Raw genomic sequence first — 25153 nt, 5'->3', positions numbered from 1 at the left:
GGCGTTTGAGGACCGGGGTCCGGGGCGGAGCCCCGGAAGACGACGTCACCCCGCCAACCGTCCCCGTGTCGCGCCGCCGCCAAAGGTCGCGGGCAGCAATCCCGCCAGGATGATCCCCCCGAGCAGCGCCCCACCCAGCGCCCGGGCCGGCGCCGGTGCCGACTCGTCGTCGTACGACGTGCCGTACGTCAGCACGTCGTCCTCGGCCAGCGCCCGCGCCTGCTGCGCGAGCGCCATCGCGCGCGTCGCCTCCGCGACGGCCGTCGCCACGTCGTGGCCCCGGCACAGGCCGATGTGCCGCTCCGCCTCCGTCAGCCGGGTCCGCGCGCGGCAGCCGATCGCGCCCCGGTGGGTGCTGATGTAGTCGCGTGCCGCCGACACCTCCGCGCGGGCCGTGAGGACGGTGCGCGCGGCGCGTGCCTCGCCGGTCATGGCCTCGTCGAGGAGGCGCAGGACCTCCCGGGGGTCGTAGGGGCCGTGGGCCATCGCCCGGAGGGCGGCCTTCAGCGCCGGGGCCGCCTCGGGCCGGCCCGAGGCCTCGGCCAGGACGGCGCGGAGCCGGGTCGTGGCCGCGGTCAGGGCGTGGGTGTGGCGCAGCACGGCGGCGGTGAGGGTGGCGGCCTGGGAGAGGGCGGCCTCGGCGGCGCGCACGGAGACCGCGGCGTGGTCGGGGTCGGCGACCAGGAGGGCCGTACGGGCCTCGGCGAGCGCGGTGTCGGCGAAGGAGAGCCGGTCGCGGGCCTCCCCGGGGTGGCCCGCGACGGGGGCGAGGGCCTTGCGGGCGCGGCAGTGGGCGAGCGCGGCGAGCGCCGCCTCGGCGGCCGCGACGCGGGGGTTGAGGCCGCGAGCGGTGGCCTCGGCGCGGTCGACGATGGCGGCGGCGTTGGCCTTGAGGCCCCGCAGCCGGTCGAAGGCCTCGGACTCGGCGTCCAGCCGCCGGTTGGCGCTGGTGCAGCGGGAGCAGATCTCGTCCAGGGCGTGCCGGCGGATCCGTTCCTCCTCGTAGGGGGCGTCGTCCAGGTGCTGGCGGAGCCGGAAGGCGTCGGCCAGCTCGCCCCGGGCGTAGGCCACGGCCTCGGCGAAGGGCCGGGTGGCGGCCGTGCCCAGCTGGGCGGTGGCGAAGCGGAGTTCCTCGGCGCTGGTGCGGACCGCGTCGTCGGTGTCGACGAGGTTCGCCGACGCCTCGGCGTCCAGGTCGGGCAGCGTGGTGAGCGGCTGTGCCAGCCGGGCCAGGCCCGGTTCGGTGCTCGTGGCGACGGCCGGGCGGGCGCGGGCCGCCCCGGGGCGGCGGCGGGCGGCGCGGGCGCGCCGGGAGCGCAGGGCGAGGCCGGTGAGGAGGACGAGGGCGCCGCCCGCGATGGGCACCCAGACCGCGCGGTGGCCGGGGAGCATGCCGTCGCCGCCCGGGTCGCTGGTGCCGGGCTTGATGACGGGGGCGGGGACCGGCTCGCCCCGGAGCACGGCCCGGTAGCCGTCGGCGGCGCCGATGGCGGCCCCGGCCCAGTCGTGCTCCTTGAGGGCGGGGGCGATGGCGGCGGTGGCGACCCGTTCCAGCTGCTCCTTGCGGAAGCCGGACGTCTTGTCGGCCGAGACGGCGTACTGGCCGCCGTGGGTGGCGATGGCCAGCAGGATGTCGTGGGGGCCGAAGCCGTTGCGGTCGGCCGTGGCGTCGGCCCAGGCGTGGGCCGCGCGGCCGGAGAAGTCGTGGACGTAGGTGACGTAGAGCTGGACGTGGTGGTCGGTGTGCAGCCTGTCCAGGGCCATCTCGACCTGGACGCGCCGTTTGCCCAGCGCCCCGACCGTGTCGGTGATCCGGCCGGCGGCGTCCAGATCGAGCGGGGTGTCGGCGCGCGAGGCGGGCACGGTCGGCAGGAGCAGGGCGCACAGTGCGACGAGGGCGCAGATCATGGCCCAGCCCGGCGCCCTCGGCCCGTACCCCCACGAAAGCCGCGTCACGTTTTGGAGCGTATGACCGGATTGGTTGACCCGCTACCGGGGGCGCGCGAGGTTATACGGAGGGTGTTCACGCCCATGTGCGGGCGCCTCCGCCGTCACGCACGCCGCCGATGCGCGCCGGGTGTCGTGCGCCCGCTCGGGCGTACTCCGACTACGCCGGATGGTGCAGCCAAGGGGTCGCTGCCCCTTCCGGCCAGCCCTCCGGCTAGCCCTTCCGGCGTCCGATTTTGCTCCCCAGCCACACCAGCGGGTCGTACGAACGGTCGACGACCCGTTCCTTCAGCGGGATCAGGGCATTGTCCGTGATCTTGATGTGCTCGGGGCAGACCTCGGTGCAGCACTTGGTGATGTTGCAGTAGCCCAGGCCGTGGTCCTCCCGGGCGCCCTTCCTGCGGTCGACCCCGGCCTCGGCGGCCGCGTCCAGCGGATGCATGTCCAGCTCGGCGACGCGCATCAGGAAGCGCGGCCCGGCGAACGCCTGCTTGTTCTCCTCGTGGTCCCGCACCACATGGCAGGTGTTCTGGCACAGGAAGCACTCGATGCACTTGCGGAACTCCTGGACGCGGTTCACGTCCTCCTGCTTCATCCGGTACTGCCCGGGCCCCAGCTCCGCGGGCGGGACGAAGGAGGGCACCTCGCGCGCCTTGGCGTAGTTGTACGACACGTCCGTGACCAGGTCCCGCAGCACCGGGAAGGCCCGCAGCGGGGTGATCGTGACCGTCTCCGCCGGGTCGAAGACCGACATCCGGGTCATGCACAGCAGCCGGGGCCGGCCGTTGATCTCCGCGCTGCACGAGCCGCACTTGCCCGCCTTGCAGTTCCAGCGCACCGCGAGATCCGGCGCCGCGGTCGCCTGGAGGCGGTGGACGACGTCGAGGACGACCTCGCCCTCGTTGACGGTCACCTCGAAGTCGGTGAGGCCGCCACCGTCCGCATCGCCCCGCCACACCTTGAAGCGGGCCTGATAACTCATGAGGTGAGCTCCTCGTCGGTCAGGTACTTCGCCAGTTCTTCCTTCTCGAAGAGCTCCAGCAGATCCGGCCGGATCGGCTGGGCCTCCTGCCGCTCCAGCCGGACCAGCCCCAGCGCCGAGTCCGCCGCCGCCGGCTCGGCCGACTCGTCGGCCAGCCGGCAGGCCAGATTGATCCGCCGCCACCGCCGGTCCATCCCCGGGTGGTCGTCCCGGGTGTGCCCGCCCCGGCTCTCCTCGCGCTCCAGCGCCGCCCGGGCCACGCACTCGCTGACCAGCAGCATGTTCCGCAGGTCCAGCGCCAGGTGCCAGCCCGGGTTGAACTGCCGGTGCCCCTCCACCCCGGCCCGCCGCGCCCGCGCCCGCAGCCCGGACAGCCGGTGCAGCGCCTCCTCCATCTCCCCGGACCGGCGGATGATGCCGACCAGGTCGCTCATGGCCTGCTGGAGCTCCTGGTGGAGGGTGTACGGGTTCTCGGCCGCGCCCTCCGGGGCCTGCCCGGCGCCCCGTGGGCTCTCCGCACCGAACGGCCGCAGCGCCTCCGCCTCGGCCAGCTCCACATCGGCGTCCGACACGACGGGCGCCGCCTCCGTGGCGAACCCGGCCGCGTACCGCGCCGCGTGCAGCCCCGCGCGCCGCCCGAAGACCAGCAGGTCGGAGAGGGAGTTGCCGCCGAGCCGGTTGGAGCCGTGCATCCCGCCCGCGACCTCGCCCGCCGCGAAGAGGCCCGGCACGCCCACCGCGGCGGCGGTGTCCGGTTCCACCTCCACGCCGCCCATGACGTAGTGACAGGTCGGGCCGACCTCCATGGGCTCGGCCGTGATGTCCACGTCCGCCAGCTCCTTGAACTGGTGGTGCATGGACGGCAGTTTCCGCTTGATCGCCTCGGCCGGCATCCGCGTCGACACGTCCAGGAACACCCCGCCGTGCGGGGAGCCCCGCCCCGCCTTGACCTCGGCGTTGATGGCACGGGCCACCTCGTCGCGGGGGAGCAGCTCGGGCGGGCGGCGGTTGTTGTCCGGGTCGGTGTACCAGCGGTCGCCCTCGGCCTCGGACTCGGCGTACTTCTCCTTGAACACGTCCGGGACGTAGTCGAACATGAAGCGCTTGCCGTCGCTGTTGCGCAGCACCCCGCCGTCGCCGCGCACCGACTCGGTGACCAGGATGCCCTTCACCGACGGCGGCCAGACCATCCCCGTCGGGTGGAACTGCACGAACTCCATGTTCACCAGCCGGGCCCCCGCCAGCAGCGCCAGCGCGTGCCCGTCGCCCGTGTACTCCCAGGAGTTCGAGGTCACCTTGAAGGACTTGCCGATTCCGCCGGTCGCCAGCACCACCGCCGGCGCCTCGATGACGAAGAAACGGCCGGACTCGCGCTCGTAGCCGAAGACGCCGGAGACCCGGCCGCCCGCGGCGGAGCCGCTGATGGACGGAGCCTTCAGGACGCGTGTGACCGTGCACTCCTGGAAGATCTTCAGCCGCGCCTCGTAGTCCCCGTACTCCCGCGCGTCCGCCTGCTGGAGCGAGACGATCTTCTGCTGGAGGGTGCGGATCAGCTCCAGGCCCGTACGGTCGCCGACGTGCGCCAGCCTCGGGTACTCGTGGCCGCCGAAGTTCCGCTGGGAGATCCGCCCGTCCGGGGTGCGGTCGAAGACCGCGCCCCAGGTCTCCAGCTCCCACACCCGGTCGGGGGCCTCCTGGGCGTGGAGCTCGGCCATCCGCCAGTTGTTGAGGAACTTGCCGCCGCGCATGGTGTCGCGGAAGTGCACCTGCCAGTTGTCGTTGTGGTTGACGTTGGCCATGGAGGCGGCGATGCCGCCCTCCGCCATCACCGTGTGCGCCTTGCCGAACAGCGACTTGCAGATCACCGCGCAGCGCAGCCCCTGCTCGCGCGCCTCGATCGCCGCCCGCAGCCCGGCGCCCCCCGCGCCCACCACGACCACGTCCCAGGACTGCCGGTCCACCCGAGTCATGTGAAAGAAGGTCCCTTTGTTCGTTTGTCAGAAGAAGCGCGCGTCAGAAGAAGCGCGGGTCGCTGAAGGCGCCGCTCGCGACCAGATAGACGTAGAGGTCCGCCACCCCCACGCTCACCAGGGACGCCCAGGCCAGCTGCATGTGGCGGGCGTTGAGCGCGCTCACCCAGCCCCACATGCGGTAGCGCACGGGGTGCTTGGAGAAGTTGCGCAGCCGGCCGCCGACGATGTGCCGGCAGGAGTGGCAGGACAGGGTGTACGCCCAGATCAGCCCGATGTTGGCGAGGAGGACGAGCGTGCCGAGGCCCATGTGGCCCCAGGCGCCGTCCGCGTCGCGGAAGCCCAGGACCGCGTCATAGGTGAGGATTCCCGCGACGATCACCGCGAAGTAGAAGAAGTAGCGGTGGACGTTCTGGAGGATCAGCGGGAAGCGTGTTTCGCCGGAGTACTTCTTGTGCGGCTCGGGCACCGCGCAGGCCGGGGGAGAGGCCCAGAACCCCCGGTAGTACGCCTTGCGGTAGTAGTAGCAGGTCAGCCGGAAGCCCAGCGGGAAGATCAGCACCAGCAGGGCGGGCGACAGCCCCCACCACGACCCGACGACCCCCCAGTCCGCCCCGCCCTTCATCGGCACGCAATTGTCCGCGAGACAGGGGGAGTAGAACGGCGAGACATAGGGGGCCGCGTAGTAGTCGGCGCCCGCGAAGGCGCGCCAGGTGGAGTACACGACGAAGGCGAGCAGCCCGGCGGCCGTGACGGCGGGCGACAGCCACCAGCGGTCGGCGCGCAGATGAGGAGCCGGGATCGCCGCGCGCGAGGAGTGGTGGACGCCGCCGCGCGCGGGCGCCCGGCCCGCGGCGGCGGTGGTTTCGGGGTCGGTACCAGTGGCCAAGGGGGACTCCGGTCAGGAGTGGACGGTGGACTCTCCGCTGTGCGGGAGCCGCTAGGGCGCGCGCCGGACCCGGGAGCCGAGCCCCTCCTCGTCCGCGTCCCGCCACAGCGACGCGTCGTACGGGGCGTCGGGGACCTGCACCATCTGCTGGACCTGCCGGTCCGGCTGCTGCCGCCCGGACCGCCCGGCGCTGTCCCGCAGCAGGGCCAGATCGTCACGCAGATGCTCCGAGTGGGTGCGCAGCCGGCGCACCTCCAGCCCGCCCTTGCCCAGCTGCCGCTCCAGCCGGTCCACCGAGCGGCCCAGCTCGTCCAGGCTGCGCTGGATCGCGTTCAAGTCATCGTTGACGGACATGATTGTGGCCTTCCGCTTCGGTGATGGCGGGTGGCGCCCGGTCATGCGACAGAGAGTGTCGCGCGTCACACCCCTTGAGGGGAAGATAGCCGCCGCGATCGCGCCAATGGCGGAACGCGTTCACCCCGACCCCCTTTGGCTGCCGAATCGTTCGGCCGGGTGGGTGGCCTCGGCCCGGGCGGCGACGTGTCGGCACGGCATCGAACGGGCCGTCGCTTTCAGTGGGCGGCAGCAGACGCCCCGGCGCGGCGCCACCGCGCCGGCCGCGAACGATCCCGGACCGGTCCGGCGGAGGGAGCACCCATGCCACGCGTGGCACCCATGTCGTCCCCGCCGTCGCCCCCGCCCGGGCCCGGTACCGCCCCTTCCGCCGACCGCTCCCGTCGTGCGCCTCGTCCCGGCCGTCCGCGCAGAGGGGCCGTCCTGCTCGCGGCCGCCGTGCTGCTGCCCCTGCCGCTGCTCGCGGGCTGCTCCGGCGGCGGTGAGGAGGAGGACGACGCCGGCCCGCCCGCCCCCCGGGACATCGCGGCCGTCCCCCGCGCCAAGGTCGCCGACCGGTCCACCCTGACCTGGGCCGTCGACGCGCTGCCCGCCACCTACAACGCCTTCCAGGCCGACGCGGACGCGGCCACCCAGCGGGTCGCCGGGGCGGTGCTGCCCACCCTCTTCACCCTCGACGAGCGGGGCCGCCCGCAGCGGGACCCGGACTACCTGGTCTCCGCCGCCGTCACCCAGCGCCGCCCCCGCCAGGTCGTCGTCTACAAGCTCAACCCCAAGGCCGTCTGGGGCGACGGCAACGCGATCACCGCCGCCGACTTCGAGGCCCAGTGGAAGGCCCTGCGCGGCAAGGACAGCGCCTTCTGGGCGGCCCACAACGCCGGCTACGACCGCATCGACCGCGTCGAGCGCGGCGCGAACGACCGCGAGGTCAAGGTCACCTTCGCCAAGAGCCTCGCCGACTGGCCCGCGCTCTTCACCCCCCTCTACCCGAAGTCGGTCATGGCCGGCGGCGGCGCCTTCAACGACTCCCTCCGCAAGGAGGCGCCCCAGGCCGCGGGGCCCTTCCAGGTCGCGGCCCGGGACGACAAACAGGGCACGCTCACCCTCGCCCGCAACCCCCGCTGGTGGGGCGACCCGGCCCGGCTGGAGAAGCTGGTGCTCCGGGCCGTGCCGCGCGAGCAGCGCGTGGAGGCGCTGGCGAGTGGCAGGGCCGACCTCGCCGAGCTCACCCCGGCCGCCGCCGAACGCATCATGAAGGTCACCGCCGCGCCGAAGGAGAAGTCCGACAAGGACGGCCACTCGCCGGGGCTCACCGGGAGCCGCTCGCCCGTGACCCCGCCGGCGGGCCACCCCTCCGTCGTCGGCAGCCCCTCCGCGCCGGGCGGCCGGGCCCGCCCCGACGGCTCCCGGCTGGACGGGGCGAACAAGCCCGCCGCCGCCGACGTGACCGCCCTGCGCGGCCTGGTCGTCCGCAAGTCCCTGGAGCCCGCCTACACCCAGCTCGCCCTCAACGCCGCCTCCGGCCCGCTCGCGGACGAGCGCGTCCGCCGCGCCATCGCCCGGGCCGTCGACCGCAAGGCCCTCGCCGAGTACGTCCTGACCCCGCTGGGCCTGCCCGCCGCGCCGCTCGGCAGCCACCTCCTGGTGGCCGGGCAGCCGGGCTACGAGGACAACAGCGACGCCGTCGGCTCCGTCGACCCCCACGCCGCCATGGCCCTCCTCACCGACGCGGGCTGGAAGGAGGGGCACGGCGCCGGCCCCGCGAAGAAGGCCGACGGCGGCGGCATGCCCGGCGCGGGCAACGGGAAGGGCGACGACGGGGACGAGGACGACGGCGACGGCGGCGGCGGTGACGACCAGAGCAACGCGGGCGCCGTCGCCGACGGCAAGGCCGGCCACGGCGCCGCGTACGACAACGGGGGCAAGGCCGGGGCCGCCCCCGCCCGCTTCAAGGACGGCAAGAAGCTCGTCCTGCGCCTCCTCCTCCCCAAGGGCAGTGGCGCCGAGCCGCTGCGGGCCGTGGGCGAGCGGATCGCCCGCCAGCTCGACGCCATCGGGGTCCGCACGGAGCTCGTCGCCGTCGACGACGGCGGCTTCTTCAAGGACCACATCGCCTCCGGCGACTTCGACCTGGCCCTCTACGGCTGGCCCACCGGCCCCTTCCCGGCCACCGAGGCCCGCCCCGTCTTCGCCAAGCCCCAGCCCGCGGCCGACGGCTCCCTGGTCGTCGAGCAGAACTACACCCGCGTCGGCACCGACCAGATCGACCGTCTCTTCGACCAGGCCTCGACGGAACTCGACGCCGACACCGCGCGTGATCTGGTGGGCCGGGTGGACGCGCGGATCTGGGCGGTGGCGGCATCGCTGCCGCTGTACCAGCGGCCGGAGCTGGTGGGGGTCCGCAGGACCGTGGTGAACGCCGGCGCCTTCGGGCTGGCCAGTCCGCGCTACCAGGACATCGGCTTCGAGCGGTGAGGAGGCCCCGGCCCCCTGTCTGTGGCATATAAAATCGCAGGTCAGGTGGGCTGACCCTGGTCCCGGAAAGCCAATCGCGGCGGCGCCCCGTACCATGGAGTGAGGCCGTGGCGTGATCTGCCCGGCAAGGCACGCGTACCGGACCGTACGCGCCGCCATCCACGATTCCGGGAGAAGCGCCGCCAGTATGCCCACGCGCCACGACATTCGTAACGTCGCCATCGTCGCCCACGTCGACCACGGCAAGACGACCATCGTCGACGCCATGCTCAAGCAGGCCGGCGCCTTCGCCGCCCACCAGCTCGAGTCCGTCGACGACCGCGTCATGGACTCGAACGACCTGGAGCGTGAGAAGGGCATCACGATCCTCGCCAAGAACACGGCGGTGAAGTATCACCCCAAGGACGGCGGGGCCCCGATCACGATCAACATCATCGACACCCCCGGCCACGCCGACTTCGGTGGCGAGGTCGAGCGCGGTCTGTCGATGGTCGACGCGGTCGTCCTGCTCGTCGACGCCTCCGAGGGCCCGCTGCCGCAGACCCGCTTCGTGCTCCGCAAGGCGCTCCAGCAGCGGAAGCCGGTCATCCTCTGCATCAACAAGACGGACCGCCCGGACTCCCGCATCGACGAGGTCGTCAACGAGACCTACGACCTCTTCCTCGACCTGGACGCCGACGAGGACCAGATCGAGTTCCCGATCGTCTACGCCTGCGGCCGTGACGGCATCGCCTCGCTGACCAAGCCGGAGGACGGCACCGTCCCGGCGGACAGCGAGAGCCTGGAGCCGTTCTTCTCCACCATCCTGGAGCACGTCCCGGCCCCGACGTTCGAGGAGGACGCGCCGCTCCAGGCGCACGTCACCAACCTCGACGCCGACAACTTCCTCGGCCGTATCGCGCTGCTCCGCGTCGAGCAGGGCGAGCTGCGCAAGGGTCAGACCGTGGCCTGGATCAAGCGCGACGGCTCGATGCAGAACGTCCGTATCACCGAGCTGATGATGACCGAGGCGCTCACCCGCAAGCCGGCCGAGGTGGCGGGCCCCGGTGACATCTGCGCCGTCGCCGGTATCCCCGAGATCATGATCGGTGAGACCCTGGCCGACCCGGAGAACCCGGTCGCGCTGCCCCTGATCACGGTCGACGAGCCGGCGATCTCCATGACCATCGGCACCAACACCTCCCCGCTGGTCGGCCGTGGCGGCACCGGCAAGGGCGCGGACGCCAAGGCGGCCGTCAAGGACCGCAAGGTCACCGCCCGCCAGGTCAAGGACCGTCTGGACCGCGAGCTGGTCGGTAACGTCTCGCTGCGCGTCCTGGACACCGAGCGCCCCGACGCCTGGGAGGTGCAGGGCCGCGGTGAGCTGGCGCTGGCCATCCTGGTCGAGCAGATGCGCCGCGAGGGCTTCGAGATGACCATCGGCAAGCCGCAGGTCGTCACCAAGGAGGTCGACGGCAAGACCCACGAGCCCGTCGAGCGCCTCACGGTCGACGTGCCCGAGGAGCACATGGGCGCCGTCACCCAGCTCATGGGCACCCGCAAGGGCCGGATGGACAACATGTCCAACCACGGCTCCGGCTGGGTCCGCATGGAGTTCGTCGTCCCGTCCCGCGGCCTGATCGGCTTCCGTACGGAGTTCCTGACGAACACCCGTGGCACCGGTATCGCCCACTCCATCCACGAGGGCCACGAGCCGTGGTTCGGCAACCTCCAGACCCGTAACAACGGTTCGCTGGTCGCCGACCGCGCCGGTGCCGTCACCGCCTTCGCGATGACGAACCTCCAGGAGCGCGGCGTCCTCTTCACCGACCCGGGCACCGAGGTCTACGAGGGCATGATCGTCGGCGAGAACTCCCGCGCCGACGACATGGACGTCAACATCACCAAGGAGAAGAAGCTCACCAACATGCGCTCCTCCTCCGCCGACTCCTTCGAGGCGATCGTCCCGCCGCGCAAGCTGTCGCTGGAGCAGTCCCTGGAGTTCTGCCGCGACGACGAGTGCGTCGAGGTGACCCCGGAGGCCGTCCGCATCCGCAAGGTCGTCCTGGACCAGAAGGAGCGCGGCCGCACGGCTTCCCGCGCCAAGCGCTGACGCCCCGCAGCCCCCACCGACGGCCCGGCCCCCGCACACCGCGGGGGACCGGGCCGTCGGCCTATCCGGACACCGGCGGCTCGTCCTCCTCCAACAGCCCCGAGCGCGCCACGAGATAGGCGAGCTGCGCCCGGCTGCGGCTGCCCAGGGCCTCGGCGGTCTTCTTGATGTGGGTGGCCACCGTGCGGGTGCTCAGGCCCAGGCGGCCGGCGATGGCGTCGTCGGTGTACCCGCTGACCATCAGGCTCAGGACCGTCCTGCGGGTCTCGTTGGTGAGCAGCTGCGGGCGCTGGTGGCTGGGCGTGTAGACGATGGGCTCGGCGCGGGCCCAGGCGTTCTCGAAGGCGGTGACCAGGAAGCGGATGATCCCCGGATGCTCGACGGCCAGGGCCGCGCCGCTCCGCTCGTAGCGGTGATCGGGGATGAAGGCGATCGTCCGGTCGCAGACGATCACCCGGTCGAAGACCTCGTTGAGGGTGCGCAGTTCGGCGCCCGCCGCCGACAGCCGCTCGATGTAGGCGAGGGTGGGGCCGTGGCTGCGCACGGTGTGCTGGTACAGCGTCCGCTGCCGTACGCCGCGCTCGCTGAGCCCCAGGTCGCGGGGGAGCGCCTCTTCCAGCAGTTCCGGCGCCCGGCCGCCGCCGGGCTGGGCCGTGAGCATCTCCTCGCGGCAGGCGCCCACCGCCCGCTCCAGGGCGGCGCTGATCGCCTCCTTCCCCTGGAGCAGCCGGACCGACTGGTGCCCGCAGGGCCGCGCGGCGCGGTGGACGGCCTCCGCGGTGGCGACCGAGGCCCGGATGGCGGTCAGGGCCTGCTGGTGCTCCACGAGGCCCTGCTCGACGGGGCGGGCCAGCGCGGCCGCCGCGACGTCCGGGGCCACGGGCAGGAACCGGCCGACTGCACCGGGCACGGGTTTGAGCAGCCCCAGAGTGGTGAGACATCCGGGCACCTCGCCCTCGATCCCGCCCTCCTCCAGGGCCTGCCGATAGGCGTCCAGGCCCGCCGGGCACACCTCGACGAGGTCGACTACACCGGGATTACTCCCCTTTGTGCACATCTGCTCCCCCTTCAGGTTCCTCAATTGCATGATCATGATGCCAGTGACGGCTGTCTTCCGATTCGGTTCCTGGGCAGGATCGATTTATCGAAGCGAGGGCGATCACGCCCCGCCGGTGAATAGGGGGACGGGGGCCATGCGGCTCACGAATTCTTTGCGGAAATTTATTGGCGCGTTCACGGTCGCTCTTGTGGTGGGACTTGGCGCGATGGCTCCGACGGGCGGGGCCACGGAACCGGTGGCGGCGGGAGAGGCCGCTCAGGCCACGCAGCCCGCGCCGGCCCCGGCAGTTCCGGGCGATTCGGCCTGGGGCTGACGGGCGGAATCCCCGGGTCCGTAAACCGCTGACGAAATCGGAGACAAAGAAGTGACGACGGCTGTGCGCGCCATGGAATCCGGCGTGGTATTCGATGTGTATCGACGTAAGATAGACCAGCTGAAGAGCGACGGCCTCTACCGGGAATTCATTCCGTGCGGCCATCTCGCCGAAGACCCCGGTCAGACGCTCCACCACGGGCGCCGGGTGCAGGTCTGGTGCAGCAATGACTACCTCGGTATGAGCCAGCACCAGGACCTCATCAAGATCCAGTCCGAGTCGACCGCCCTCCACGGCACCGGCAACGGCGGCTCGCGCAACATCGCCGGCACCAGCTCCACCCACGTCGAGCTGGAGGCCAGGCTGGCCGACTGGCACGGCAAGGAGCGCGCCCTCATCTTCTCCAGCGGCTACGTGGCCAACTTCGAGACGCTGAGCACCCTGATCGCGGCGGTCCCGGACCTGGTCGTCTTCTCGGACGCCCTCAACCACCGCTCGCTGATCGAGGGCATCGTCCGCAGCGGCTGCGAGAAGGTCGTCTTCCCCCACAACGACGTCGAGGCGCTGGAGACGGCCCTCGCCGCCTACGGCCACGACCGCCCGAAGCTGATCGTCTTCGAGTCCGTGTACTCCATGGACGGCGACTGCTCGCCCCTGACGGAAATCCTCGACCTGGCCGAGCGCCACAACGCGCTGACGTTCCTCGACGAGACCCACGCCATCGGCATCATGGGCGCCACCGGCGCCGGGCTCTCCGAGCAGCTCGGCGACCACCGGGCCACCTTCATCCAGGGCGTGTTCGGCAAGGCCATCGGCACCGTCGGCGGCTATGTCGTGGGCCCCGACGTCGCGATGGACTACGTACGCTCCACCGCCCCCGGCTTCATCTTCACCACCGCGCTGCCCAAGGCCGGCATGGACGCCACCCTCCGGGGCCTGGAACTCGTCCAGACCGGTAACGACCTGCGCCGCGACCTGATGGCCAACGCGGAGTACCTCAAGGCCCGGCTGCGGGCCGAGAACATCGACTTCATCGACGCCGAGAGCCACCTGGTGCCCGTGATGGTCCCGGGCAGCGACCGCGTCCGGCGGATCTCCCAGCGCCTCTTCGCGGAGTTCGGGATCTACGTCCAGCCCATCAACTTCCCCTCGGTGCCCCGGGGTGGCGAGCGCTTCCGCGTCACCGCTCCGCCCTACCGCACCCATGAGCAGATCGATCGATTCGTCGGCGCGCTGAAGCAGTGCCTGGCAGAGGACTGAGAGAGACACCGTGAAGATCCGTGAGATCACCCCGTTCATCGGCGCCGAGTTCACCGGCGTCACCTACGAGGACCTGACCCGTCCCGAGGTGTTCCAGGAGCTCGTGGACCGGCTCCACCGCCATGAGCTCGTAGTCGTACGCGAGCTGGACATCACCCCCGAGCAGCAGATCTCCCTGGCCGCGCGACTCGGCCGGCCGGTGCCGTTCGTCATCCAGAAGTACCGCCACCCCGAGTACCCCGAGATCATGATCTCGTCCAACGAGGTCAAGAACGAGAAGCCGCTGGGCGTCGCCCGCGTCGGCAACTTCTGGCACCAGGACTCCACCTTCGTCGCGGACCCGGCGCCTTACACGATGCTCCACGGTGTCAACGTGCCCCAGACCAGCGGGCACACCCTCTACGCCAGCGCGCTGGACGTCTACGACCGGCTGCCCCAGGAGTGGAAGGACAAGCTCGCCGGGCGCACCGGCGTCCACACCGTCGGCAAGCGGCTGCGCATCCGCCCCGAGCACGTCGGCCTGTCGGTCGCCGAGTTCCGCGCGCTCATCGACATCGAGCACCCCAAGGTGGAGCACCCGCTGGTGCCCACCGACCCGTTCACCGGGCGGCCGTACCTCTACGGCTCCCGCGAGTACATGGACTCGGTGCTGGGCTTCGACCACAACGAGAACGAGGAGTTCTTCTCGCTCGTCGACGAGCTGCTCGCCGACGAGGACCATGTCTACACCCACCGCTGGACCCCGAAGGACCTCGTGGTGTGGAAGACCAGGACGACCTTCCACCAGGCCACCGCCGTCGAGCCGGGCGTCTCCCGGACCGTCCACCGGGTCAGCATCGACGCGGGTGAGTGAGCCGTGGGCGGCATAGTCGACTTCGACGTCCGCTTCCCCGCGTCGTACCTGGGCGTACGGGAGATGTCCGCCTCCTCGGGCGTGCCCGAGGACAGCATCCGCCGGATCACCCACGGCGAGGGCTTTCCCGTCCTCGGCGAGCGGGAGCAGGCGTGGGAACTCGCGGCCGAGGCGGCGCGGGCCGTACTGGCCCGCACCGCCGTCCGCCCCGCCGACATCGGGCAGGTCATCTACGCGGGCTCCGGCGACTGGGACAAGCCGTTCTGGTCGCCGGCGGCCCGGGTGGCCGACGCGCTCGGCATCGAGGGGGCGCACGCCTTCGAGGTCGCCAACTTCTGCAACGCCGGCATGACCGCGCTGCGGATCGCGACCGACGCCATCGAACTGGGCCGGACCGGATACACCCTGGTGCTCATCGGGGACCGGCTCAGCCGCATGGTCGACCACACCGACCCCGGCTCGAAGGCGCTGTTCAACTTCGGGGACGCTGCGGCCGCCGTGCTCCTCTCCGGCGGCGACCTGTCCTTCTCCCTGCTCCACTCGGCGATGCGTACCGACCCCTCCTGGTCGGACTACTACTACGGCGAGCACCGGGAGAACCGGGTCGTCATCCGGCGGGCCCCGCACCGCGCGGGCCTCGCCGACGCCTACGTCGAGAACTTCGGCGCGCTCGTCGACGAGACCCTCGACGCCCTGGGCAAGGAGCTGAAGGACGTCGCCTACTTCCTGATCAATCACGGCGACAAGGACATGCACGAGCGGCTGCTGGAGACCATCGGCCTGCCGCGAGAGAAGAGCGTCTTCAACTACCACCGGCTGGGCCACATGGGCGGAGCCGACACCCTGATCGCCCTCCAGGGCCTGCTCACGGACAAGAAGCTGGCGCGCGGCGACCTGGTGCTGCTGGCCAGCAGCGCCATGGGCTTCAGCTGGGGGATCACGGCCTTGGAGTTTCACGCATGAAGATTCTGGTTATCCACCAGGTCCCGTACCGCAAGATTTCCTACCATCTCGGCCTCGACCACGAACGGCACGAGGTCACCTACATCGGGCACCCCGAGCGCATGGCGGACCTCCCCGCGGACCTGCGCTGCCGGCGGATCGAGCTCGCCGACGGCGAGGAGCTGGTGGCGGGCGTCACCGCCCGCGTCTCCCGGGCCGACGGCTACGAAGGGATGCTGTCCCTCTCCGAGTTCGGCATGCTGGAGTCCTGGCACATCCGCCGCCACCTCGGCCTGGACGGCCCCTCTCTGGAGCACCTCGAACGGGTCCGCGACAAGGTCAGCATGAAGCGGGCCCTGGCCGACTCCGGCATCCGCTACCCCCGCTTCGAGGCCGCCCCCGCGCACTGCGACGCCCTGCCCTGGACGGGCCGGACCGTCATCAAGCCGCGGCAGGGCGCCTCCAGCGAGGGCGTCACCGTCCACGACACCGCCCGCGAGGCGCTGACCGCCTACTGGAAGCTGGACAACCGGCCGGACTTCCAACTGGAGGAGTACATCGACGGCGCGATCCTCCACGCCGACGGCCTGGTGAGCGGCGGCGCGCTCGTCGAGCTCGCCGTCAGCCGGTACGTCAACAAGCCCGTCGACTACCTGGGCGGCGCGCCACTGGCCTCCCACCAGGTCCCCGACCGCCACGGCCGCTACCGGGACTTCGCCGAGCGCGTGGTGAAGGCGCTGGAGATCGAGGCCGGCACCCTCCACCTGGAACTCTTCGAGACCGAGGAGGGCGAGCTCGTCTTCCTGGAGGTCGCCAACCGCATGGGCGGCGCCGGTGTCGTGGACGCCCATCTGCGCCACACGGGGGTGCACCTGCCCTCCCACGAGATCGCCATCCGGCTGGGCCTGGAACGGCCGGCCCCCGCCGAGCCCAGCGGCCGCCACCACGGCTGGCTGGCCGTCCCCGGCCACCACCTCGACCCCGCCCCGGGCCACACCATCCACGTGCCCCCGGAGCTGCGGGACCACCCCGCCGTGGACGCGCTGTACGTCCTCGACCGCGAACGGCCGCTGCCCGACCACGTCACATACCACGAGTGGCTGGTGCCCGTCTTCATCGAGGCGTCGCACGAAGACCCGGAGGAGCTCGGGGCGTTCCTGCGGGAGTGCGTCCGGTCGATCCGCGTCGAGCCCGCCAAGGCCGGTGGACCTGCCAAGGCCGGTGGAACCGCCAAGGCCGGTGGATGAGATGAGAACCGTCTGGCAGGACCCGAGGGCACGCCGCATGCTCGGCGCGATCCTGATGTCCAGCCTCGGCTTCGGCCTGAACATCCTCGCGCTCGGCCAGCTCCTCTTCGAACTCACCGGCAGCACCGGAGCGTTCGTGACCGTCCTGGCCTCGCAGGGGATCGGCGCGATCTGCGTCCTGCCCTTCTGCGGGCCGGTCGTGGACGCGCTGCGCTCCACCCGGGTCTATGTGACGGCGGCCCTCGGCAAGGCCGTCTGCGTACTGGCCATCGCGGGCTTCGCCGCCGCGCCCGTCGGCGACCCGGTGCCGTTCATCATGGCGGCGGCCGTCCTGCTGGCCGTCTTCGACAACATCGAGCGTGCCGCGCTGTTCAAGTTCACGGCGCACCACATCGACCGGAGCCTGGCGGTGCGGTTCAACGCCGTCACCGGCATGGCCTTCCAGGTCGGTGTGGTGATCGGGATGGCACTGCTCGGCGTCGTCCTCGCCTTCGGCACGCCCGCCAGGGCGCTGCTGGTGAGCGTGGTCGCCTCCGCCCTGTGCGCCAAGGTGGCCTCGGGCGTCCGGCTGGAGAAGGCGGAGAACACCCAGCCGCTGTCCCCGGCCCTGCTGCGCGCCGCGCTGACGGGCATGCTGGGGGACTGGGGGCAGATGTTCCGCCGCTACCAGGGCGAGGCCGTCGTCTTCGCCATGGTGGTGACCTGCGCCGCCGACTTCCTCTTCGCCAACAGCATGAGCACCCTGGTCGTCCCGCTGGTCGACCGCTTCTACGAGGGCAGGAGCTGGTACGTCTCCGCGCTGGAGGCCACCTTCGGCGTGGGCATGGTCACCGCCTCCTTCTTCACCTCCCGCACCGCGAAACAGAAGCTGCTGCCGTTCTGGCTGGCGGCGCAGGCGGCGATCGCGCTGCTGCTGTCCACCAGCGGAACCCCGGCCGTGCACTTCCTGGCCTTTCTTCTGGGCGGCTTCGCCAACCTCAACAGCCTCGTATGGCTGCTGGCTTCGCTTCAGCAGCATGCGGGCGAGGGGGACAAGGCCAAGATGGCCTCGCTGCGGCTGCTGGCCATCGGTCTGGGTTCCGTGCTGCTGATGCCGGCCGTGGGCCGGGCGGCGAAGATCTCGCTCGGCACCGGCTATGCCGGGGTGGCCGCGATCATGCTGGTCTTCGCCGTGTGCGGCGTCTGGGTGGCCGCGCGCTTCCGGCCCCGGGTGGCCGTGGGCTGAGCCCGTGCCCCCCATTTTTTCCACCCCCCACTTGCCCCCCACTTCACCCCCCCACTCCATCGCTATCGCCAGGGATTACTGATGCCGACCAGATCCACGCTCGCCCGACTGGCCGTCTGCGCGGCCACCGCATGCGCCCTCGTGAGCACCACCGCGCCCGCCGGCGCCACCGGTCCGGGCGGCGGGGAGCTGCGCGTCTTCGCCGAGGAGCCGGGCCATCTGATGCCCGGCAACGTCGACCAGAGCGAGAGCCTCATCGTCGACTCGGTGCTCTACAGCGGGCTGGTGCGCTACGACCCCAAGACTCTCCAGCCGGTGAACGTCCAGGCGGAATCCATCACTCCGTCCGCCGACCAGAAGGTCTGGACCGTCAAGCTCAAGAAGGGCCTGACCTTCCACAACGGCGAGCCGGTCGATGCCGACGCCTACATCAGGGCCTGGAACTACACCGCCTACGGCCCCAACCAGCAGGCCAACAACGACTTCTTCCGCAGCATCCAGGGCTACCCCGACCTCCAGCAGGGCAAGGCGAAGAGCCTCTCCGGCCTGAAGAAGACCGACCGCCGGACGTTCACGGTCACCCTCTCCCAGCCCTACAGCGGCTTCCGGACGATGCTCGGCTACATCGGCTTCCACCCGCTCGCCAAGGCGTGCCTGGCCGACGTCAAGGCCTGCGACGAGAAGCCGATCGGCAACGGCCCCTACCGGATGGAGTCGTGGGAGCACAACAAGGTCATCCGGACCGTCCGCTTCGACGGCTACAAGGGCCCCAAGGGCAAGTCCAAGCGCATCACGTTCAAGCTGATGGAGAATGTCTCGGACGGCTACGCCGCCTTCGAGCGCGGTGAGCTCGACGTGATCCGCAAGCTGCTGCCCGGCGACAAGCTGCGCGACGCCCGCCAGAAGCACGCGGACGGCCTCATCGAGGTGCCCATGGCCTCCCTCCAGCGGATCGCCTTCCCCACCTACGACGCGCGCTTCAAGGACAAGCGGGTGCGCCAGGCGCTGTCCATGGCCGTCGACCGCAAGGCCCTCGTCGACGACCTCTACCAGGGCGCGCACGTGCCGGCGGAGGGCTTCGTCTCCCCGGTCTTCCCCGGCGCCCGGAACTCCTGCGGCTACTGCGTGTACGACCCCGAGCGGGCGCGGAAGCTGCTGGCGGAGGCGGGCGGCTGGCAGGGCGGCAAGCTGGAGCTGTGGACCAACTCCGGCGCCGACCACCAGGTGTGGATGGCCGCGCTCGGCGAGCAGCTCAAGAAGAACCTGGGCATCGACTACGTGGTCAAGGCCGATCTGCCGTATTCGCAGTACGTGGACAAGATCCACACCAATAGCATGACCGGGATGTTCCGCAGCGGCTGGAACTCCGACTACCCGAGCATGGAGAACTTCCTCAACCCGCTCTACGGCAAGAACGGTTCGACCGCCGTCACCGGCTGGACCGACCCCCGCTTCGACGAGCTCGTCGCCCAGGGGAACCGGGCCGCGAACCAGGACGAGGCCATCGCCTTCTACCAGAAGGCCGAGGACCTGGTCGCCGAGGACATGCCCGCCATGCCCGTCTGGTACGTCAAGGGATCGACGCTCCACTCGTCGAAGGTCAGCGGCGTGGTCGTCAACCCCGTGGGCGGGGAGCCCATCCTCGCCGACGTCACCCCGGCCGCCACCACCCGTCGCTAAGACGCCGTTTCCGGCGTCGTTCTCGACGTCGTTTCCGACGCCGTTTCTAAGGACCCAGCATGCCCACCGCATTTCACGCCGTACACCAGGTCGCCGCCCCCAAGGGGATGCCGACGGCGGACGACTTCGCCTTCGTGACGGGCACCCTGCCCGACCCGGCGGCGGGCCAGGCCCTGGTCGAGAACCTCTATCTGTCCGTCGACCCCTATATGCGCGAGTGCATGAACGGGGTCTGGGAGCTGAACGCCCCCCTGGAGGGCCGCTCCGTCGGACGCGTCCTCGCCTCCGAGGACCCCCGTCTGGCCGTCGGGGACCTGGTCTTCCACCGGCAGGGCTGGCGCACCCACGCACTGATCACCGCCGACGAGGCACGGGTGATCCGGCAGGCCGAGGGCGTCCCCCTCAGCGCCTACCTCAGCGTGCTGGGCGGCACCGGGCTCAGCGCCTATGTGGCGCTCACCCGGATCGCCCGGCTCCAGGAGGGCGAGTCCCTGTTCATCTCCGCCGCCGCGGGCGGCGTCGGCACCGCCGCCGGGCAGCTCGCCCGGATCCTGGGCGCCGGGCGCGTGATCGGCAGCGCCGGGTCGCCGGCCAAGGTGCGTCACCTCGTCGAGGACCTCGGCTTCGACGCCGCCTTCGACTACCACGACGGGCCGGTCGCCACCCTCCTGCGCGAGGCCGCGCCCGACGGCGTGGATGCCTGCTTGGAGAACGTCGGCGGCGACCACCTGGAGGCCGCCATCGACGTCGTCCGCCCCCACGGGCGCATCGTGTGGTGCGGAGCGGTCTCCACCTACAACGACCCCGAGCACCCCCCGGCCGCGCCGCGCAACCTCTACGAGGTGGTCGGCAAGAGCCTCCGCCTGGAGGGCTTCCTGGTCCGTGAGTACCCGCACGTGCAGGAGGAGATGGAGGAGGCGCTGATACCCCACATCCGCTCCGGGCGGCTGGTGCCGGACGAGACGGTGGCCGACGGCTTCGGCCGGGTCGTCGACGCGTTCCTCGGCATGCTGCGCGGGGAGAACACCGGAAAGATGATCGTCAGGGTCGCCGGGGCATAGGCCCGGGCGGAGGAGGAGAGGCCGAGATGTCCCGGAATCCCGTCGTCGCCGTCGTCGACGCGCATGGCACCGCCCGTCACCTCGGCCCGCTCCTGAAGGAGCGCGGCTACGCGCTGCTGCACATACGCGGCCCCGAGGCGCCCCCGCACGAGCTCGACGACGGCGACCTCACCGCCGAGCTCGTCTGCTCCGAACGCCCCGGGGAACTCCTCGGGGCCGTCGCCGCGCACCGCCCGGTCGCCGTGCTCACCGGCGCCCCGGGTGGGGCGGGGCTGGCGGACCTCCTCTCCGAGGGGCTCGGGCTGGCCGGCAACGGCACCCGGCTGAGCGCGGCCCGCGACGCCGGGCCCCTCCCGGGAGAGGAGCCGGCGGAGGGGACGTTCCATGTCAATACGGTCAGCCTGGACGGTCGGCACCACATCTGCGACATCTGGTGGGCACCGCGGCCCCCGGGCGCCGACGTCTGGGACCCGGAGGGCGACGTGGAGCTGCTCCCCCGGCGGGGGGACCGGCAGGACCGGCTCGCGGACGCCGCCTTCGCCGCGCTCGACGCCCTCCGATTACGTACCGGCCCGGCGCACTGCGTCTTCCGTCGCACCCCGGACGGGCCGCGTCTGACGGGCGTCCGGCCGGGGATCGCCGGACGGCTTCCGCTGCTCGCCCGGCAGGCCCTCGGGGCGGGGCAACTGGAGTGGACCGTCGACGCGTATGTCGGGCCGGAATGGTTCCGGATGCGCGCGGGGCGCGACTACGACGCGTACTGAGGGCGGATCGCCGTTGTCGGCGAGGTTGTCCGGAAGCCGGTGCCCCAAGTCCGGATGTTGTGTTAACAGTCCGTTTCAGGCGTGTCTGTCTGTAGTTGCTTTGTCCGGATTTACCGGTGTCGGCGAAGATCGATGTGACCAAAGCGAGACCCTGTAAGTGTGGTTTAAAGGGCGGTCGTACTCAATAGTTGGGTTCACTGAGCTCGGGTCAATGGGTCACGCGCTGTGGGGAGCGCCGACTCACGAGCACACTCGAGGTGCCGGTTCCGTCTTTCGCTGTCAGGGGTGTCAGCGGGGGACCGGCGCCTCACTTGTAGCGAAAAGTGGACTCTTGAGGAGGCAAACCCATGCGCGGTGCCAGGAGCGCCAAGTGGGTCACGTGCGCGATAGTCGTGGCGCTGGCCGCGACGGCCTGTGGCGGTGACAAGAGCGATAGTGGCGGCGGTCTGACGGACGGAAAGGTCGACCCCAACGGGACGATCACCGTTCAGACGTCCGAGCCGCAGAACGCGCTGCAGCCGGCGAATGCCAAGGAGAGCCAGGGGCACCGGGTGCTGAACACCCTGTTCTCGACCCTGGTGACGTACGAATCTGGCACCGCCAAGATCGTGAACGTCAACGCCGAGTCGGTGACGTCCTCGGACGCCCAGCACTGGACGGTCAAGCTCAAGCCGGGCTGGAAGTTCCACAACGGCGAGACCGTGACCGCGCAGTCCTACGTGGACTCCTGGAACTGGTCGGCCAACACCAAGAACAACCAGATCAACTCGAACTGGTTCAGTGACATCGAGGGCTTCGACGACGTCCACCCGGCGGAGAAGGGCGCGGAGCCCAAGTCGGACAAGATGTCGGGCCTGAAGGTCGTCAACGACAACGAGTTCACGATCTCGCTCAAGAACAAGGTCCCGTACTTCAACTACAAGCTGGGGTACATCGTCTGGGCGCCGCTGCCCACGGCCTTCTTCAAGGACCCCAAGGGCTTCGGCGAGAAGCCGGTCGGCAACGGCCCCTACACGTTCGTCTCCTGGGCGCACAACGACAAGATCGTCGTGAAGCGCAACGACGGCTACACGGGTCCGAACAAGGCCAAGAACGGCGGCATCACCTTCAAGAACTACACCACCGCCGACGCCGCCTACAACGACCTGCGTTCGGACAACCTCGACTGGGTCGAGCAGATCCCGGACACCTCGCTCACCACCTACAAGCAGGACCTGGGCGACCGCGCCGCCACGGTGGAGTACTCCGCGATCCAGGACGTCGCCATCGCGTACTACTCCGACCAGTTCAAGAGCATCGACAACAAGGTCGTCCAGGGCCTGTCGATGGCGGTCGACCGCGAGACGATCACCAAGAACACCCTCCACGGCACCCGTGTCCCGGCGAACAGCTTCGTCGCCAAGGGCGTGCTGGGCTACCAGGCCAACTCCTGCGGCGAGGCCTGCACCTTCAACCCGGAGAAGGCCAAGCAGCTCATCAAGGACGGCGGCGGCGTCCCGGGCAACAAGATCTTCATCCAGTACAACGCCGACCTGAACCACAAGCCGTGGGTCGACGCGGTCTGCAACAGCATCCGCACCAACACCGGTGTGGACTGCGTCGGCGACAGCAAGCCCAACTTCAAGGCGGACCTCGACGTCCGTGAGAAGAAGCAGGTCAAGTCGCTGTACCGGTCCGGCTGGAACCTCGACTACCCGGTCAACGCCAACTTCCTGCGTGACCTCTACGGCTCCAAGGCCGACGGCAACCAGGGTGGTTACGAGAACAAGGAGTTCGACGAGCTCGCCGCCAAGGCGGACAACGTCACCTCCCTGGACGAGTCGGTGAAGCTCTACCAGGAGGCCGAGAAGGTCCTCGCCAAGAAGCTTCCCGTCATCCCGCTGTGGTACTACGCCGTGAACTCCGGTCAGTCCACCAAGGTGTACGACAAGATCAAGTACGGCCAGGACGGCGAGCCCTTCTTCTGGGCCATCCAGGTCAAGCAGAAGTAACCCCGAGGGCGGCAACGCCCAGGTACTCGTACACCCGCAAGGCCGGTGCCGCCGCCCCGTCGGCGGCACCGGCGCTCCCGCACATCCCCGGCACCGCAATTCCCCCCACACGCAAGGGAAGTCAGGCTGTCCGGCGTCGCGGGCTGCGACTGACTTGGAGGCATGATGGGGCGTTACGTCGCGCGGCGACTGCTCCAGATGATCCCGGTTTTCATCGGGACCACGCTACTGATTTTCCTGATGGTGCACTGGCTCCCCGGCGACCCCATCAGGGCGCTGTGGGGCGACAAGGTGCCCGACCCGGCCCAGGTCGAGGCGCTGCGCCACAAGTACGGCTTCGACCTGCCGCTGTGGCACCAGTACTGGAACTACATGGTCGATCTCGTCCAGGGCAAGTTCGGTGAGACCTTCGGCGGCCGGCAGGTCTCCGATGTGATGGGCGAGGCGTTCCCGGTCACCATCCGGCTGGCGATCGTCGCGTTCGTCTTCGAGGTCGTCCTCGGCATCACCCTCGGCGTCTTCGCGGGCCTCAAGGCCGGCAAGGCGCTGGACACCGTCGTACTGATCCTCACCCTGCTGGTGATCTCGGTCCCGGTCTTCGTCCTCGGCTACATCTTCCAGACCGTCTTCGGGGTCGAACTCGGCTGGGTCACCCCCAACGTCAAGGATTCCGAGGACATCAGCCAGCTGATCCTGCCGGGCGCCGTGCTCGGCTCGCTGTCGCTGGCGTACGTGGCGCGGCTGACCCGCACCACCATCAGCGAGAACCTGCGCTCCGACTACATGCGCACCGCGCTCGCCAAGGGCCTGCCCCGGCGCCGGATCGTCGGTGTCCACCTGCTGCGCAACTCGCTGATCCCCGTGGTCACCTTCCTCGGCACCGACATCGGCGCCCTCATGGGCGGCGCGATCGTGACCGAGGGCATCTTCAACGTCCAGGGCGTCGGCCAGCAGCTCTACCGGGCCGTCAATCAGGGCGAGGGCACGACCACCGTCGGGATCGTCACCGTCCTGGTCCTCGTCTTCCTGTTCACCAGCCTGATCGTCGACCTGCTCTACGCGGTCCTGGACCCGAGGATCCGGTATGCCTGACGTGACCAAGACGCCCGGCACGGCGGCGTCCGGCACCGCCGAGGACGGAGCCGCCGTCGCGGCCGTCGCCGCCGCCCCCGCGGCCGCCGGCAAGCCCCGCAGCCTGTGGAGCGACGCCTGGCGCGACCTGCGCCGCAACCCGTTCTTCGTGATCTCCGCGCTGCTGATCGTGCTGCTGCTGGTGATGGCCGTCTGGCCGTCGCTGTTCACCAGCACCAACCCGCGCAACGGCGACCTCACGCACCACTTCCTCACCAAGCCGGAGTACGGCGACGTCTTCTCGGCCGACTGGTTCGGCTACGACAAGCAGGGCCGCAGCATCTACGCGCGTGTCGTCTACGGCGCCCGCGCCTCGATCAGCGTCGGTGTGCTCGTCACCATCGCCGTGACGCTCCTCGGCGGCCTGGTCGGCATGATCGCCGGCTACTACGGCGGCTGGGTCGACTCGCTGCTCTCCCGCGTCACCGACATCTTCTTCGGCATCCCCTTCTTCCTCGGCTCGATGGTCATCCTGGTGAGCTTCTCCGACCGGAAGGTGTGGGTCGTGGCCGCCGCCATGGCCTTCCTGGGCTGGACCCAGATCGCCCGCGTGATGCGCGGTTCGGTGATCACCACCAAGCAGTCCGACTACGTCACCGCCGCCCGGGCGCTGGGCGCGGGCACCGGGCGCATCATGTTCCGGCACATCCTGCCGAACGCCATCGCGCCCGTCATCGTCGTCGCCACGATCGCCCTCGGCGGCTACATCGCGGCCGAGGCCACGCTGTCCTACCTCGGTCTCGGCCTCTCCGAGCCGACCATCTCGTGGGGCATCGACATCTCGGACGCCAAGGACTCCATCCGGGACAACCCGCATGTGATGTTCTTCCCCGCCGGCATGCTCTGCATCACCGTGCTCGCGTTCATCATGCTCGGCGACGCGGTGCGCGACGCCCTCGACCCCAAGCTGCGCTGAG

19 protein-coding genes are annotated in these 25153 nt (G+C 70.6%); 13 read left to right on the top strand and 6 right to left on the bottom strand.

Annotated features, from left to right (window positions below; all coding sequences use genetic code 11):
- Window positions 1-45: 45 nt before the first annotated feature.
- The 5 genes from AB0E98_RS21670 to AB0E98_RS21650 all read right to left on the bottom strand — a co-directional run bounded on the left by AB0E98_RS21670 (window position 46) and on the right by AB0E98_RS21650 (window position 6142).
- On the bottom strand, window positions 46-1956 hold the full coding sequence (locus tag AB0E98_RS21670; protein ID WP_361704981.1) for a TPM domain-containing protein: 1911 nt from the start codon (window positions 1954-1956) through the stop codon (window positions 46-48).
- 205 nt (window positions 1957-2161) lie between these two features.
- Complete coding sequence (locus tag AB0E98_RS21665) at window positions 2162-2929, bottom strand: succinate dehydrogenase/fumarate reductase iron-sulfur subunit (protein WP_361704979.1); 768 nt, start codon at window positions 2927-2929, stop codon at window positions 2162-2164.
- Window positions 2926-4899: a fumarate reductase/succinate dehydrogenase flavoprotein subunit gene (locus AB0E98_RS21660; RefSeq protein WP_361704976.1), complete on the bottom strand. Its 1974-nt coding sequence runs from the start codon at window positions 4897-4899 to the stop codon at window positions 2926-2928. The genes AB0E98_RS21665 and AB0E98_RS21660 overlap by 4 nt, the downstream gene beginning before the upstream one ends.
- Window positions 4900-4942: 43 nt before the next feature.
- On the bottom strand, window positions 4943-5788 hold the full coding sequence (locus AB0E98_RS21655) for a hypothetical protein (RefSeq protein WP_361704974.1): 846 nt from the start codon (window positions 5786-5788) through the stop codon (window positions 4943-4945).
- A gap of 51 nt (window positions 5789-5839) precedes the next feature.
- Complete coding sequence (locus AB0E98_RS21650) at window positions 5840-6142, bottom strand: hypothetical protein (protein ID WP_361704971.1); 303 nt, start codon at window positions 6140-6142, stop codon at window positions 5840-5842.
- 303 nt (window positions 6143-6445) lie between these two features.
- On the opposite strand from AB0E98_RS21650, the gene AB0E98_RS21645 reads away from it, so the two are divergent.
- Both AB0E98_RS21645 and typA read left to right on the top strand, forming a co-directional pair.
- Window positions 6446-8617, top strand: a complete 2172-nt coding sequence (locus AB0E98_RS21645; protein WP_361704968.1) for an ABC transporter family substrate-binding protein — start codon at window positions 6446-6448, stop codon at window positions 8615-8617.
- 187 nt (window positions 8618-8804) lie between these two features.
- Window positions 8805-10709 carry a translational GTPase TypA gene (gene typA, locus AB0E98_RS21640; RefSeq protein WP_361704965.1) on the top strand — a complete coding sequence of 635 codons (1905 nt, stop codon included), beginning with the start codon at window positions 8805-8807 and terminating at the stop codon, window positions 10707-10709.
- A gap of 61 nt (window positions 10710-10770) precedes the next feature.
- Here typA and AB0E98_RS21635 read toward each other — a convergent pair whose 3' ends face one another.
- Window positions 10771-11796, bottom strand: coding sequence for a helix-turn-helix transcriptional regulator (locus tag AB0E98_RS21635; protein WP_361704962.1), 1026 nt, complete (start codon window positions 11794-11796; stop codon window positions 10771-10773).
- 382 nt (window positions 11797-12178) lie between these two features.
- Here AB0E98_RS21635 and hemA point away from each other — a divergent pair, with 382 nt between their 5' ends.
- The 11 genes from hemA to AB0E98_RS21580 all read left to right on the top strand — a co-directional run bounded on the left by hemA (window position 12179) and on the right by AB0E98_RS21580 (window position 25152).
- The gene (gene hemA / locus AB0E98_RS21630; protein WP_361704960.1) at window positions 12179-13342 is read left to right on the top strand and encodes a 5-aminolevulinate synthase; all 1164 of its coding nucleotides are present in this window, start codon (window positions 12179-12181) and stop codon (window positions 13340-13342) included.
- A gap of 10 nt (window positions 13343-13352) precedes the next feature.
- Window positions 13353-14195 carry a TauD/TfdA family dioxygenase gene (locus tag AB0E98_RS21625; protein WP_361704957.1) on the top strand — a complete coding sequence of 281 codons (843 nt, stop codon included), beginning with the start codon at window positions 13353-13355 and terminating at the stop codon, window positions 14193-14195.
- Between the two features lie 3 nt (window positions 14196-14198).
- Window positions 14199-15158: a 3-oxoacyl-[acyl-carrier-protein] synthase III C-terminal domain-containing protein gene (locus tag AB0E98_RS21620; RefSeq protein WP_361704954.1), complete on the top strand. Its 960-nt coding sequence runs from the start codon at window positions 14199-14201 to the stop codon at window positions 15156-15158.
- Window positions 15155-16384, top strand: a complete 1230-nt coding sequence (locus AB0E98_RS21615) for an ATP-grasp domain-containing protein (RefSeq protein WP_361704951.1) — start codon at window positions 15155-15157, stop codon at window positions 16382-16384. Before AB0E98_RS21620 ends, AB0E98_RS21615 begins: the two co-directional genes overlap by 4 nt.
- 1 nt (window position 16385) lies before the next feature.
- Window positions 16386-17609, top strand: a complete 1224-nt coding sequence (locus tag AB0E98_RS21610; protein WP_361705283.1) for an MFS transporter — start codon at window positions 16386-16388, stop codon at window positions 17607-17609.
- An 81-nt stretch (window positions 17610-17690) separates the two neighbouring features.
- Window positions 17691-19289 (top strand): ABC transporter substrate-binding protein, encoded by a 1599-nt coding sequence (locus AB0E98_RS21605; RefSeq protein WP_361704948.1) that lies wholly within the window; start codon window positions 17691-17693, stop codon window positions 19287-19289.
- A gap of 59 nt (window positions 19290-19348) precedes the next feature.
- Window positions 19349-20350, top strand: coding sequence for an NADP-dependent oxidoreductase (locus tag AB0E98_RS21600; protein ID WP_361704945.1), 1002 nt, complete (start codon window positions 19349-19351; stop codon window positions 20348-20350).
- A 26-nt stretch (window positions 20351-20376) separates the two neighbouring features.
- Window positions 20377-21114 (top strand): hypothetical protein, encoded by a 738-nt coding sequence (locus AB0E98_RS21595; RefSeq protein ID WP_361704942.1) that lies wholly within the window; start codon window positions 20377-20379, stop codon window positions 21112-21114.
- A gap of 347 nt (window positions 21115-21461) precedes the next feature.
- A complete protein-coding gene (locus AB0E98_RS21590; protein WP_361704940.1) occupies window positions 21462-23105 on the top strand; it encodes an ABC transporter substrate-binding protein in 1644 nt (547 codons plus the stop codon).
- Between the two features lie 165 nt (window positions 23106-23270).
- Window positions 23271-24197 (top strand): ABC transporter permease, encoded by a 927-nt coding sequence (locus AB0E98_RS21585; RefSeq protein WP_361704938.1) that lies wholly within the window; start codon window positions 23271-23273, stop codon window positions 24195-24197.
- Window positions 24190-25152, top strand: coding sequence for an ABC transporter permease (locus tag AB0E98_RS21580; protein ID WP_361704935.1), 963 nt, complete (start codon window positions 24190-24192; stop codon window positions 25150-25152). Before AB0E98_RS21585 ends, AB0E98_RS21580 begins: the two co-directional genes overlap by 8 nt.
- Window position 25153: the final 1 nt, after the last annotated feature.

Origin of the sequence: Streptomyces sp. NPDC037389, assembly GCF_040636475.1 — a bacterium.
Classification (GTDB): Bacteria; Actinomycetota; Actinomycetes; order Streptomycetales; family Streptomycetaceae; genus Streptomyces; species Streptomyces hesseae.
Note: the sequence above shows the minus strand (reverse complement) of the source record. Positions and strands in the feature narration are given on the sequence as shown.